Genomic DNA, 13528 nt, shown 5'->3' on the forward strand with positions numbered 1-13528 from the left:
GATTATGGCGTGAACCCTGCGTTTAGCCAATAACCGGGGAAAATCTCGCCAAAATTTGGCATAATGTCACTTTGTCACGTATTGAAATGAAAAGTAAAACAATTATCAATAAGGACTGTCGTAACGGTAATCACGATACGATATAACACCAGGATCGCAATTTTTACTATTCAGGCCGCATGAGCACATTCAAACCATTAAAAGCACTCACATCGCGTCGTCAGGTTCTCAAAGCGGGGCTGGCGGCCTTAACGTTAACGGGCATCGCTAAGCAGGCTCAGGCAAAAGACGAGAGCACGCTTAAAACCACCAACGGGCACAGTAAACCCAAAACCAAAAAGCCGGGCGCGAAGCGTCTGGTGATGCTCGATCCGGGCCACGGCGGCATCGATACCGGCGCCATCGGCAAAAACGGGTCGAAAGAAAAACACGTCGTGCTGGCGATTGCAAAAAATGTGCGATCGATTTTACGCAGCAACGGCATTGACGCCCGCCTGACGCGCTCCGGGGACACCTTCATTCCGCTGTACGACCGCGTGGAGATCGCCCACCAGCACGGCGCGGACCTGTTTATGTCGATCCACGCAGACGGCTTTACCAACCCTTCGGCAGCAGGTGCATCGGTGTTTGCGCTTTCCAACCGTGGCGCCAGTAGCGCCATGGCAAAATACCTCTCCGACCGCGAAAACCGGGCGGATGAGGTCGCCGGAAAGAAAGCCACCGATAAAGACCATCTGTTGCAGCAGGTGCTGTTCGACCTCGTGCAGACGGACACCATCAAAAACAGCCTGACGCTCGGCTCGCATATCCTGAAGAAGATTAAGCCGGTGCATCGTCTGCACAGTAAAGGCACCGAGCAGGCAGCTTTTGTGGTGCTGAAATCGCCGTCGATTCCGTCGGTGCTAGTGGAGACTTCCTTTATTACCAACCCGGAAGAAGAGCGACTGCTTGGCACCACGGCGTTTCGCCAGAAGATCGCCAACGCCATCGCCTCCGGCATTATCAGCTACTTCAACTGGTTCGATAACCAAAAAGCGCACTCCAGGAAACGTTGATGAAACCCAATGCACAGCTGGTCAAAAAATTCCTGCTGCAGCTGCAGGATGATATTTGCCGGAAACTGGCCGCCGCAGACGGCGGTGAATTTCAGGAAGATAGCTGGCAGCGCGAAGCGGGCGGCGGCGGGCGCAGCCGGGTGCTGCGTAACGGCGGCATCTTCGAACAGGCGGGCGTCAATTTTTCCCACGTTCACGGCGACGCGATGCCCGCGTCTGCGACGGCGCATCGCCCTGAGCTGGCGGGCCGCAGCTTCGAAGCGATGGGCGTCTCGCTGGTGGTGCACCCGCACAACCCGTTTGTGCCGACCAGCCACGCTAACGTGCGCTTTTTCATTGCGGAAAAACCGGGGGCCGACCCGGTCTGGTGGTTTGGCGGCGGTTTCGACCTCACGCCCTATTACGGCTTCGAAGAGGATGCCGTGCACTGGCACACCACCGCGCGCGATCTCTGTCTGCCGTTTGGCGAAGACATCTACCCGAAATTTAAAAAGTGGTGTGATGACTACTTTTATCTGAAACACCGCGACGAGCAGCGCGGCATCGGCGGGCTGTTCTTTGACGATCTCAACACGCCGGATTTTGATACCGCGTTCAGCTTTATGCGCGCGGTAGGAGAAGGGTATACCGACGCCTATCTGCCCATCGTCGAACGCCGTAAAAACACCGACTACGGCGTGCGCGAGCGTGAGTTCCAGCTTTACCGCCGCGGGCGCTACGTGGAGTTCAACCTGGTGTGGGATCGCGGGACGCTGTTCGGCCTGCAGACCGGCGGGCGCACGGAGTCGATTCTGATGTCGATGCCGCCGCTGGTGCGCTGGGAATACAGCTACGAGCCAAAAGAAGGCAGCCCGGAGGCTGCCTTGCGTGAGTTTATTAAGGTTCGGGATTGGGTTTAACTGCCGGATGGCGCTTCGCTTATCCGGCCTACTCAACCCGTAGGTCGGGTAAGCGAACGCGCCACCCGACAAACATCGCTTACAGCGGCTGCGTCTGCGCCTCAACCACCGCCAGCGCCACCATATTCACGATACGACGCACAGAGGCAATCGGCGTTAACACATGCACCGGTTTCGCCACGCCCATCAGTACCGGTCCTACGGTCACCCCTTCAGAGCTGGAGACGCGCAGCAGGTTATAGCTGATACGCGCCGCTTCCACGTTTGGCATAATCAGTATGTTGGCCGATCCCTTCAGCGGGCTGTCCGGCATGCGTTCGTTACGAATGCTCTCCACCAGCGCGGCATCGCCGTGCATTTCCCCGTCAATCATCAGCTCCGGCGCACGCTCGCGCACCAGCTCCAGCGTCTGACGCATTTTGCAGGCCGCCGCAGATTTAGACGAACCAAAGTTCGAGTGCGACAGCAGCGCCACCTTCGGCTCGATACCAAAGCGGCGCACGGTCTCTGCGGCCATCACGGTGATCTCCGCCAGCTCGTCCGGGGTCGGATCGTCGTTAACGTAGGTGTCAGCAATAAAGGTGTTGCCGCTTGGCAGCAGCAGCGCGTTCATCGCCCCGGCGGTATGGACGCCGTCACGATAGCCGAAGATCTCCTGCACCACGCTAAAGTGCTCGTGGTAATCGCCAATGGTGCCGCAGATCAGCGCATCCGCCTCGCCGCGATGCACCATGATCGCGCCGATCACCGTGGTGTTGCTGATGACCGCTTTCTGCGCCTGCTCCTGGGTGATCCCACGGCGCTTCATGATCGCGTAGTATTCGCTCCAGTACTCTTTGAAGCGCGGATCGGATTCGTTGTTAACGATCTCGAAGTCGACGCCCGGCTTAATCTGCAGGCCGAGCTTTTGAATGCGCATCTCGATGACGCTCGGACGACCAATCAGGATCGGCTTCGCCAGCCCTAAGGTGATCAGCTCCTGCGTCGCGTGCAGCACGCGCGCCTCTTCCCCTTCCGCCAGCACCACGCGCTTCGCGTCGGCACGCGCCTGAGAGAAGATCGGCTTCATAAACAGGTTAGTTTTGTAGACGAACTCGGTGAGCTTATCGACGTAAGCGTCGAAATCCTGAATCGGTCGCGTCGCCACGCCGGAATCCATTGCCGCTTTGGCAACGGCTGGCGCAATTTTGACAATCAGACGCGGATCGAACGGTTTTGGAATGATGTAGTCCGGGCCAAAGCTCAGATCCTGATCGCCGTATGCAGACGCGACCACTTCGCTCTGCTCGGCGTGCGCCAGCTCCGCGATAGCGTGAACGGCGGCAAGCTTCATCTCTTCGTTGATTGCCGTCGCGCCGACGTCCAGCGCACCGCGGAAGATGAACGGGAAGCAGAGCACGTTGTTCACCTGGTTCGGATAGTCCGAGCGACCTGTACAGATAATGGCATCTTCACGCACCGCTTTCGCCAGCGGCGGCAGGATTTCCGGCTCAGGGTTCGCCAGGGCCAGGATCATTGGCGCGCGCGCCATCTTCTTCACCATCTCCTGAGTCAGCACTTTCGGGCCGGAACAGCCGAGGAAGATATCCGCGCCGTCAATGACGTCCTCAAGCGTGCGTTTGCCGTCGTCTTCCACCGCGTACGCCGCCTTGGTTTCCGCCATGTTCGGCTCGCGGTCTTTGTAGATAACGCCCTTAGAGTCACAGACCACAATGTTGTGTTTCTGCATGCCCAGCGCCACCAGCAGGTTCATACAGGCAATCGCCGCCGCGCCCGCGCCGGAGACCACCATGCGCACGTCGGAGAGATTTTTCTCGACCACGCGCAGGCCGTTCAGAATGGCGGCGGTACTGATAATCGCGGTCCCGTGCTGGTCATCATGGAACACGGGAATGTTCATACGCTCGCGCAGCTTCTGCTCGATATAGAAACATTCCGGCGCTTTGATGTCTTCCAGGTTGATCCCGCCGAAGGTCGGCTCCAGCGCGGCCACCACGTTGATGAATTTATCGGGATCGAGTTCGTCCACCTCGATATCGAACACATCGATACCGGCGAATTTCTTGAACAGAACGCCCTTCCCTTCCATCACCGGCTTACCGGCCAGCGCGCCAATGTTGCCTAGCCCCAGCACCGCCGTACCGTTAGAAATAACGGCGACAAGGTTGCCGCGCGCGGTGTATTTGTAGGCTGCCAGCGGGTCTTTTTCGATTTCCAGACACGGCGCAGCGACGCCTGGCGAATAGGCCAGCGCCAGATCGCGCTGGGTCGCCAGCGGCTTGGTAGGGGAAACCTGGATTTTGCCCGGGACAGGAAACTCGTGAAAATCGAGGGCACTCTGTTTTAACTGATCGTCCATCTTGTTATTCCTTTTACGTATCGGTCAGATAGTATCGCCGCAGGACAGCGCATAAACTTTGAAGGCTGCCAAACTCTCACTATCACACATTAAAAATTGTTATCAATTTATAACAGCCATGTTACCCGTCTCAAAAGCAATGCCTCCCCCGTCTGCTATGCTTTTTTGTTAAGTCCATCATGATTTTCTCAGAAGTGTGAACTAACGCACTCATCTAACTCTTTTATTTCCAAGGAGTAATGATTTATGAACCAGCTAGACGGCATCAAACAATTCACCACCGTGGTGGCAGACAGCGGCGATATCGAGTCGATTCGCCACTATCAGCCGGAAGATGCGACCACCAACCCTTCGCTGCTGCTCAAAGCGGCAGGGCTTGCTCATTTTAGTCATCTGATTGATGACGCCATTGCCTACGGTAAGCAGCGCGGGAAGACGCAGGAGCAGCAGGTCGCCGAAGCCAGCGACAAGCTGGCGGTTAATTTTGGTGCAGAAATTCTGAAAAGCATTCCGGGGCGCGTGTCGACCGAAGTGGACGCCCGCCTCTCGTTTGATAAAGAAAAAAGCATTAACAAAGCCCGCCGCCTGGTGGAACTCTACCAGGAGCAGGGGATCGATAAATCACGCATTCTGATTAAGCTCGCGTCGACGTGGGAAGGCATTCGCGCCGCAGAGGTGCTGGAAAAAGAGGGTATCCACTGCAACCTGACGCTGCTGTTCTCCTTTGCCCAGGCGCGCGCCTGCGCCGAAGCGGGCGTGTTCCTCGTTTCGCCGTTTGTCGGGCGCATCTACGACTGGTATCAGGCGAAACAGCCGATGGACCCGTACGTGGTGGATGAGGATCCGGGCGTGAAATCGGTCCGTAATATCTACGACTACTACAAACAGCACCGCTACGAAACCATTGTGATGGGGGCCAGCTTCCGCCGTACCGAGCAGATCCTCGCCCTGGCAGGCTGCGACCGTCTGACCATCTCCCCTAACCTGCTCCAGGAGCTTCAGGACAAAGAAGAGACGGTGATCCGTAAGCTGGTGCCGACCTCCACCGTTTTGCCAAAACCAAAAGCCATGACCGAAGCGGAGTTCCGCTGGGAACACAATCAGGACGCAATGGCCGTCGATAAGCTCGCGGATGGCATCCGCCAGTTCGCCGTCGACCAGCGCAAACTCGAAGATCTTCTTGCCGCCAAACTTTAACCTTGCCACGGAGTGAACTATGTCCCGTAAAGAGCTCGCCAATGCCATTCGCGCCCTCAGCATGGATGCCGTGCAGAAAGCCAATTCCGGCCATCCCGGCGCACCGATGGGCATGGCCGATATTGCCGAAGTGTTGTGGAACGACTTCCTGAAGCACAACCCGAATGACCCCACCTGGTACGATCGCGACCGTTTTATTCTTTCCAACGGTCACGCATCCATGCTGCTCTACAGCCTGCTGCATCTTTCCGGCTACGACCTGCCGCTTGAGGAGCTAAAAAACTTCCGCCAGTTGCACTCCAAAACGCCGGGCCACCCGGAGATCGGCTATACGCCGGGCGTGGAAACGACAACCGGGCCGCTCGGTCAGGGGTTAGCCAATGCGGTCGGGCTGGCGATTGCCGAACGCACGCTGGCGGCGCAGTTTAACCGGCCGGACCACGAGATTGTCGACCACTACACCTACGTGTTTATGGGTGACGGCTGCCTGATGGAGGGGATCTCGCACGAGGTCTGCTCGCTGGCGGGCACGCTGGGACTCGGCAAGCTGATCGGGTTTTACGATCACAACGGCATCTCCATTGACGGGGAAACCGAAGGCTGGTTTACCGACGACACGGCAAAACGCTTCGAAGCCTACCACTGGCACGTGGTGCATGAGATTGACGGTCACGACCCTGAGGCCGTGAAAAAAGCGATTCAGGAAGCGCAGAGCGTGAAGGACAAACCGTCTCTGATTATCTGCCGCACGGTCATCGGCTTCGGCTCGCCGAACAAGGCGGGCAAAGAGGAGGCCCACGGCGCGGCGTTGGGTGACGAAGAAGTGGCGCTGACCCGGCAGAAGCTGGGCTGGAAATACCCACCATTTGAGATCCCGAAAGAGATCTACAGAGCCTGGGATGCCCGCGAAGACGGTGAGAAAGCCCAGCACGCCTGGAACGAAAAATTTGCCGCCTACAAAAAAGCGCATCCGGAGCTGGCGGCCGAGTTTTCTCGCCGCATGAGCGGCGGCCTGCCGGAAGACTGGGACGATAAAACCCAGGCGCTGATTGAAAACCTGCAGTCCAACCCGGCGAAAATTGCCACCCGTAAGGCGTCGCAAAACACCCTGAATGCGATTGGCCCGATCCTGCCTGAACTGCTGGGCGGCTCGGCGGATCTGGCGCCGAGTAACCTGACCATCTGGTCCGGCTCAAAATCGTTGAAAGAGGACATTGCCGGGAACTACATCCACTACGGCGTGCGCGAATTCGGGATGACGGCCATTGCCAATGGCATCGCCCATCACGGCGGCTTTGTGCCCTACACGGCCACCTTCCTGATGTTCGTCGAGTACGCCCGTAACGCGGCGCGCATGGCGGCGCTGATGAAGGCGCGGCAAATCATGGTGTATACCCACGACTCCATCGGGCTGGGGGAAGATGGGCCCACGCACCAGGCGGTTGAACAGCTGGCGAGCCTGCGCCTGACGCCGAACTTCAGCACCTGGCGTCCGTGCGACCAGGTCGAAGCGGCGGTGGGCTGGAAGCTGGCGGTGGAACGCCACAATGGCCCAACGGCATTAATTCTGTCGCGCCAGAACCTGGCGCAGATTGAGCGAACCCCGGAGCAGGTGAAAAACATCGCCCGCGGCGGCTACATCCTGAAAGACAGCGGCGGCAAGCCGGACGTGATTCTGATTGCCACCGGTTCCGAGGTGGAAATTACGGTGAAAGCGGCGGAAAAACTGACCGCCGAAGGACACGCGGTGCGTGTGGTATCTCTGCCTTCCACGGATATTTTTGATGCACAGGATGAGGCGTACCGGGAATCGGTCCTGCCGTCCAGCGTCGCGGCGCGCGTAGCGGTGGAGGCCGGTATTGCCGACTACTGGTACAAGTATGTCGGGCTTAAGGGGGCGATTGTCGGCATGCGGGGTTACGGTGAGTCCGCCCCTGCCGATAAGCTGTTCCCGTACTTCGGCTTTACCGTTGAGAACGTGGTGGAGAAGGCGCTGAGCGTGATCTAGTGCGGCCTGCGTGCCCGGTGGCGCTACGCTTACCGGGCCTACGGTTCGAAGTATCGTCGGCCGGGTAAGGTGCAGCCGCCACCCGGCACATTGTCACATACCGCTGGATTCGTAGGCCGGGTAAGGCGAAGCCGCCACCCGGCACATTGTCACATACCGCAGGATTCGTAGGCCGGGTAAGGCGAAGCCGCCACCCGGCACATTGTCACATACCGCAGGATTCGTAGGCCGGGTAAGGCGCAGCCGCCACCCGGCAAAAAGCTACCGCGTAATCCACAGCGTGGGCCACGCATCTGGCCCGTTCCAGTTATCACAGCTGGGCTCTTCAGCATAGCGGACCAGGCGGAAGCGCTGGCCGTCAAAACGCCAGCGCGTCTGGATCCCGCAATCCCCAATGCCCCGCCCTAACGCCAGCGTGGTCAGCTCACGCGTTTTCTCATCGAAGCTGGCATTCATCAGCTCCATCTCACTGCTGTTGCTTGAAGGGGTAAATGGCAGACGCAACCTGATGCTACGAGCAGAAAACGGCTTTTTGCGCGAAACCTGCCATGCCAAATCGACGGTGTTATACGCCCCGGCTTCACAGCTGACGATCAGCAGCGCTTTGTCATCGGTTAACGCGGTAACGCGGACTTCACGGCGGTTCGGATCAAGCGAGCATTGACTGTTATTCATCCGCCAGGTGCCATAATCCAGCAGGTCGTTCAACTCTTCATGGGTCAGCGGCGTCGGTGTCGGGTTGACGACCGCCACCTCTTTTAATGCGGGTGCGGGCGGCACGCTCAGCGGCGGACTGTTCCCTTTTTTTATCCAGGCTGTTTTGCTGCCGACGCGTTTTTGCTGGGCATCGATAAACAGCAGCGCCGCTTTCAGGCCATCCAGTGAGATAACCTGCTTACCACCCTGCAACGTCAGGGCGTGCCCTTCCTGAATGTTTTTCAAAAAAGCGGTGATGGTGGCGGCATCGTCAGTCTTCAGATGCCAGGGCGTTAATTGCCAGTGCTGAGGCGAAAGCTTAAGCGGTACATCATCCAGCAGCAGTCGCGGCGCGATATCAGGCTCTTTCACGGCGGGGTCAGAAAGCCCACCGAGATCGATCCGCAGCGTGGCGTCCGTTTTCGCGCCCGCGCTGCGGCTGAGCGTCATGACCAGACCGCGATGTTCACCGGTATTTCGCGCAACGCAAAAATTCTGGTTATTGCAGGTGACCTGCCAGTCAGAGAAGGACTGCTGGGCGGGAGCAGCCCACACCAATGGCGCGGGTAGCACGCAAAACAGGAAGAGAATAAAAACGCAGTAGCGCATGGATGGCACAATCCCGGAAACGAAAACGTCAAACTGGGCAGTATCTTCGTGTCCGAACCGGGCTTGCTCAATCGGATTTATCGGATAGATTTATCTGAAATGTAATCTATCACCGTTCGAAAGAGGGGCTCATGATCCCGGTCGTTTGTAGGTACTGCAACAATATTACGGCTTTACCGTCCCTGATCTCTCCGCTTCTCACCATTGCCAGTGCCTGAGAAAACGGCATTTCCAGCACCTCAATATCCTCGTCCTCAACGCCACCGCCCCGGTGAGTGCGCTGCGCATCGTTGTATTCCGCAATGAAGAAGTGGACAATTTCCGTCACGCCGCCTGGTGACATGAACAGTTCAAACACCTTTTTCACCTCACCGACCTCGAAGCCCGTTTCTTCAACGGCCTCTTTGCGGATACAAACCTCAGGCTCATCATCGTCAAGCAGGCCTGCACAGGTTTCAATTAATCGTCCGTCAGGATTGCCATTCACCCATGTTGCCACCCGGAACTGGCGAATCAATACCACGCTCTGTTTTTCACGGTTGTAGAGCAAAATGGTTGCGCCATTGCCACGGTCGTAGACCTCGCGCTTGTGGCGGATCACTTCACCATTCTTACGCGTTAAATCATAGGTGATGTTACGCAGGACAAAGTAATTTTCGGACAGGATTTTGTCTTTAATAACGTCAATTTTGAGGGTCATACGGGCTCCACGACATAATGAGTGCCGTTATACTACGCCGTGGAGCGCGCTTTGTCGCCGGTCGGATTTAGTGCGCCGTTGGCGCTGTTATCTCAAGCCAGTCGAGAATACCCTGCGCAGCATGGCGCCCCTCAGCCATCGCAGTGACCACTAAATCGGCACCGCGCACAGCGTCACCTCCGGCAAAAATTTGCGGGTTGCTGGTCTGGTAACGATAGCGCCCTTCGACAGAGGCAATGATGCGCCCCCAGTCATCCGTTTCCACGCCCTGGGCCTGCAGCCAGGGCATCGCGTGCGGGTTAAAGCCAAACGCCATGATCACCGCATCAGCAGGCAGGACGAACTCACTGCCTGCAACCGGAACGGGACGCCGACGCCCCTGCGCATCCGGTTCGCCTAGTTCGGTGCGCAGCATCCGGATACCGTTGACCTTCCCGTCCGAAGCAAGCGTCAGCTCGACGGGCTGGACGTTAAATTCAAACGCTGCTCCCTCCTCTTTCGCGTTCTTCACCTCTTTTTTCGACCCCGGCATGTTGGCCTCGTCCCGGCGATAGGCACAGGTCACTTTGGCGGCCCCCTGTCGCAGCGCGGTTCGCACGCAATCCATCGCCGTATCCCCTCCGCCGAGTACCACCACATTCAGCCCCTGCGTGTCGATAAACGGCTCAGAGGCGCTCGACTCAAGCCCCATCACATGGCGGGTATTCGCCACCAGGAACGGCAGCGCGTCATAGACACCCGGTGCATCTTCATGAGGAATACCGGCCTTCATGGAGCGGTAGGTTCCTACGCCAATAAACAGGGCATCATAATCACGCTGCAGCTGTGTCAGAGAGACATCGCGTCCCACTTCGCAGTTGAGTTCGAACCGGATCCCCATCGCGGTAAATATCTCTCTGCGCCGCGCGAGCAGGGATTTATCCAGCTTGAAGGCGGGAATGCCAAACGTCAGCAGTCCGCCGATTTCCGGATGGCGGTCATACACCGTCACGCTCACGCCGCTGCGCACCAGCACGTCGGCGCATGCCAGCCCTGCCGGGCCTGCGCCAATAATGGCCACCCGCTTGTCCACCGGGAGGACGTCGCTCATGTCCGGCGTCCAGCCCATCGCCAGCGCCTGGTCTGAGATGTAGCGCTCGATATTACCAATGGTCACGGAACCAGACTCATCGCGCAGCGTGCAGGCACCTTCGCATAAGCGGTCCTGCGGGCAAACGCGGCCAGTAATTTCCGGTAAGCAGTTGGTTTGATGGGAGAGTTCTGCCGCACCAGTGATATCCCCCGCGTTGACGCGCGCAATCCACTGCGGAATGTGGTTGTGCAGCGGGCAGGTCCACTCGCAGATGCTGTGCTCCCCGCAGGTCAGGCAGCGGGACGCCTCACGCCTGGCCTGTTCAGCCCGAAACGGCAGATAGATTTCGTTGAAATGGCAGGCGCGTTCTTGCGCCGGCAGCTTGTCTGGCTCGCCCCGTTTAGCAGTATTGTGCATCTGCTGTAGTTTGGTTTGCGGCTGAACCTGTTGCACCGCCTCGCCGTGCCACGGCTGCGCTTCCAGTCGCGCGGTGCGCGTGCGCCGCGCTTTCGACAGGTTATCCAGCACGGCGGGGGTGGCAAGCGTGAGCACGTCAGCCGGGCAGTTTTCAATACAGGCAGGCCCCTGAGACCGCGCCAGGCAGAGATCGCATTTGTGCGCCGACGCCTTCACGCTCGCGTTATCCAGCGGCGTAACGATGATGTCCATCGTGCCGAACGGGCAGGCTACCACGCAGGCCTTGCAACCAATGCATTTGTGTTGATTCACCTGTACGCTGTCGCTGTGCTTGCTGATAGCCCCGTTCGGGCAGCTGTGCGCGCAGGGGGCATTTTCGCAGTGGTGGCAGGTAACGGGACTGTTCTTCCCCTCTGATTTGAGGACCGTAATGCGGGGATGAAAATGGCGCTCACTCAGAACATGTTGCTCATCGTTGTGCGCCATCACACACGCGACCTCACAGGCACGACACCCTATGCATTGCTGGCTGTTGGCCATAATAAAACGATTCATAACGACACCTGTTTTTGGTTCAATAACCTTATTCTTTCTATATGTACTGTATTTAGCCACGGTGACGTGTTCAGGCAATGTTCAAATGCCCAGAAAGCCGAACTATCTCCAGTGAACCTGTGGCAGATCAATTTATTCAGGAAGCTGATTTGTGACCGTTAAACGCCCTGTTTCCGGAAGCCTGGCTCGGGCTTTCTTTTCGATGATTGTGTTATCCGTTATGACCAGCGCCATCGCGCTGATGACACTCGCCAGCAGCCAGCGAGACGCGGAGGCGATTAACATTGCGGGTTCGCTACGTATGCAGAGCTACCGCCTGGGCTACGAGATGCAGCGCGCCAGCCCGTCACTGATGGAACACCGTGAAGCCTGGCAGCAGACGCTGAGCGCCCCTGCGCTGCAGACGTTGAACCGCTGGTATGTGCCGGACGATGTTAAACAGCGCTACCACCAGCTGCATCTTGCCTGGCAGGAGATGAGCCAGCGCATCGCCAGCGGCGACACCGCATGGTATCAGGCCCACATTGAGGATTTCGTCGGCCGTATTGATGCCTTTGTGCTGGCGCTTCAGCACTACACCGAACATAAAATTCAGCTGGTGATCCTGACGTCGCTGGCGGGTGGACTGAGCATTCTGCTGCTGGCGCTGGCGACGCTGCGGCGGATCCGCCGTCAGGTGGTACTGCCGCTGAACAATCTGGTCGCGGCCAGCGAGCGTATCGAACAGGGACAATTTGATACGCCCGCACCGGATACCGCCCTGCCCAACGAGCTGGGTCAGCTTTCCCGCGCGTTTAACCATATGTCAGCGGAACTGCATTCGCTTTATCGCTCGCTGGAGCAATCCGTGGCGGAAAAGACGCAGCACCTGAATGAGGCGCACCAGCAGCTCGAAATGCTGTTCAAATGTTCTCAGGCGCTAAATACCGGACAGATAGACAGCCATTGTTTCAGGCATATTTTGCAGATCGTGCATGAATACACGCAGATAAATTATCTGGCGCTACGGACCAGTGACGACTGGCAACTGTTCGAAGGGAGTGAAGCCGAAGGCGCGGAACTGCACAGTTTGCCTGTTCTGATGCAGGACACCCTGTATGGCGAACTGCGCTGGCAGAGCGAGACCGGGGGCGTGTCACTCCCGCTGATGAAGAGCGTGGCGACGATGCTGGGGCGCGGGCTTTACTTCAACCAGGCGCAAAAACACTATCAACAGCTGCTGCTGATGGAAGAGCGCGCCACCATCGCCCGCGAACTGCACGATTCGCTGGCGCAGGTGTTGTCCTATCTGCGCATTCAGCTTGCGCTGCTCAAACGCGCCGTCCCGGATGAGAATGCCCAGGCGCAGACCATCATCACGGACTTCTCGCGCGAGCTTAACAACGCCTGGCACCAGCTGCGTGAACTGCTCACCACCTTCCGCCTGACGCTCAACCACGCAAACCTGCCCGCCGCGCTGCAGGAGTCTCTCGAGGGATTGCAAACCCAGACGAAGGCGAAGCTGGTTCTCGATTGTCGACTCTCATCCCTGGCCCTGGATGCGCAAAAACAGGTGCATTTGCTGCAGATTGTGCGTGAAGCGGTGCTGAACGCCATTAAACATGCCGACGCGAGCGAGATCGTCGTCAGCTGCATTACCGCCGCTGACGGTACGCACAGCGTGGCTGTACGCGATAACGGAATTGGCATTGGCGAGGCGAACGAACCGCCGGGCCATTACGGGCTGAACATCATGCGCGAACGTGCGGAACGGCTCGGCGGAACGCTGCGCTTTTCACAGCCGAAAAACGGCGGAACGGAGGTCACCGTCACCTTCCGTACGCCCGCAGCGCTGGCGGGTAAATAACGGTAAAGGGGAACGCGCAGGGAAAAGCGCATGATAATTTACATTATCTCCTTTATTTCTCCACGTTTGACCTGGGCCTAACCGCTAAAGTTATGCGGGCAATAAACAATAATGA

The 13528-nt window shown here is 57.9% G+C and carries 9 protein-coding genes; 5 read left to right on the plus strand and 4 right to left on the minus strand.

The features are described from left to right. Positions 1–179 precede the first annotated feature (179 nt). Both amiA and hemF read left to right on the plus strand, forming a co-directional pair. A complete protein-coding gene (amiA, locus tag ACTJJA_RS14385; RefSeq protein ID WP_421510817.1) occupies positions 180–1055 on the plus strand; it encodes an N-acetylmuramoyl-L-alanine amidase AmiA in 876 nt (291 codons plus the stop codon). After that, positions 1055–1954, plus strand: coding sequence for an oxygen-dependent coproporphyrinogen oxidase (gene hemF, locus ACTJJA_RS14390; RefSeq protein WP_440668503.1), 900 nt, complete (start codon positions 1055–1057; stop codon positions 1952–1954). The genes amiA and hemF overlap by 1 nt, the downstream gene beginning before the upstream one ends. A gap of 79 nt (positions 1955–2033) precedes the next feature. On the opposite strand, the gene maeB is transcribed toward hemF, so the two are convergent. After that, on the minus strand, positions 2034–4313 hold the full coding sequence (gene maeB / locus ACTJJA_RS14395) for an NADP-dependent oxaloacetate-decarboxylating malate dehydrogenase (protein WP_010433785.1): 2280 nt from the start codon (positions 4311–4313) through the stop codon (positions 2034–2036). A 246-nt stretch (positions 4314–4559) separates the two neighbouring features. On the opposite strand from maeB, the gene tal reads away from it, so the two are divergent. Together tal and tkt are read left to right on the plus strand one after the other, a co-directional pair. Further along, the gene (tal, locus tag ACTJJA_RS14400; RefSeq protein WP_010433786.1) at positions 4560–5510 is read left to right on the plus strand and encodes a transaldolase; all 951 of its coding nucleotides are present in this window, start codon (positions 4560–4562) and stop codon (positions 5508–5510) included. A gap of 19 nt (positions 5511–5529) precedes the next feature. Further along, positions 5530–7518, plus strand: coding sequence for a transketolase (gene tkt / locus ACTJJA_RS14405; protein ID WP_420984535.1), 1989 nt, complete (start codon positions 5530–5532; stop codon positions 7516–7518). 261 nt (positions 7519–7779) lie between these two features. On the opposite strand, the gene ACTJJA_RS14410 is transcribed toward tkt, so the two are convergent. From ACTJJA_RS14410 to aegA, 3 genes are all read right to left on the minus strand, one after another. Then, positions 7780–8823 (minus strand): DUF1176 domain-containing protein, encoded by a 1044-nt coding sequence (locus ACTJJA_RS14410; protein ID WP_126816138.1) that lies wholly within the window; start codon positions 8821–8823, stop codon positions 7780–7782. Between the two features lie 109 nt (positions 8824–8932). Further along, positions 8933–9523 carry a GDP-mannose pyrophosphatase NudK gene (gene nudK, locus ACTJJA_RS14415; RefSeq protein WP_148400479.1) on the minus strand — a complete coding sequence of 197 codons (591 nt, stop codon included), beginning with the start codon at positions 9521–9523 and terminating at the stop codon, positions 8933–8935. A 67-nt stretch (positions 9524–9590) separates the two neighbouring features. Beyond that, a complete protein-coding gene (aegA, locus tag ACTJJA_RS14420; protein ID WP_440668504.1) occupies positions 9591–11567 on the minus strand; it encodes a formate-dependent uric acid utilization protein AegA in 1977 nt (658 codons plus the stop codon). 151 nt (positions 11568–11718) lie between these two features. Here aegA and narQ point away from each other — a divergent pair, with 151 nt between their 5' ends. Further along, the gene (gene narQ / locus ACTJJA_RS14425) at positions 11719–13413 is read left to right on the plus strand and encodes a nitrate/nitrite two-component system sensor histidine kinase NarQ (RefSeq protein WP_440668505.1); all 1695 of its coding nucleotides are present in this window, start codon (positions 11719–11721) and stop codon (positions 13411–13413) included. The last annotated feature ends 115 nt before the right edge of the window (positions 13414–13528 follow it).

The organism is Enterobacter sp. 22452, assembly GCF_052045065.1.
Lineage (GTDB): Bacteria > Pseudomonadota > Gammaproteobacteria > Enterobacterales > Enterobacteriaceae > Enterobacter > Enterobacter mori.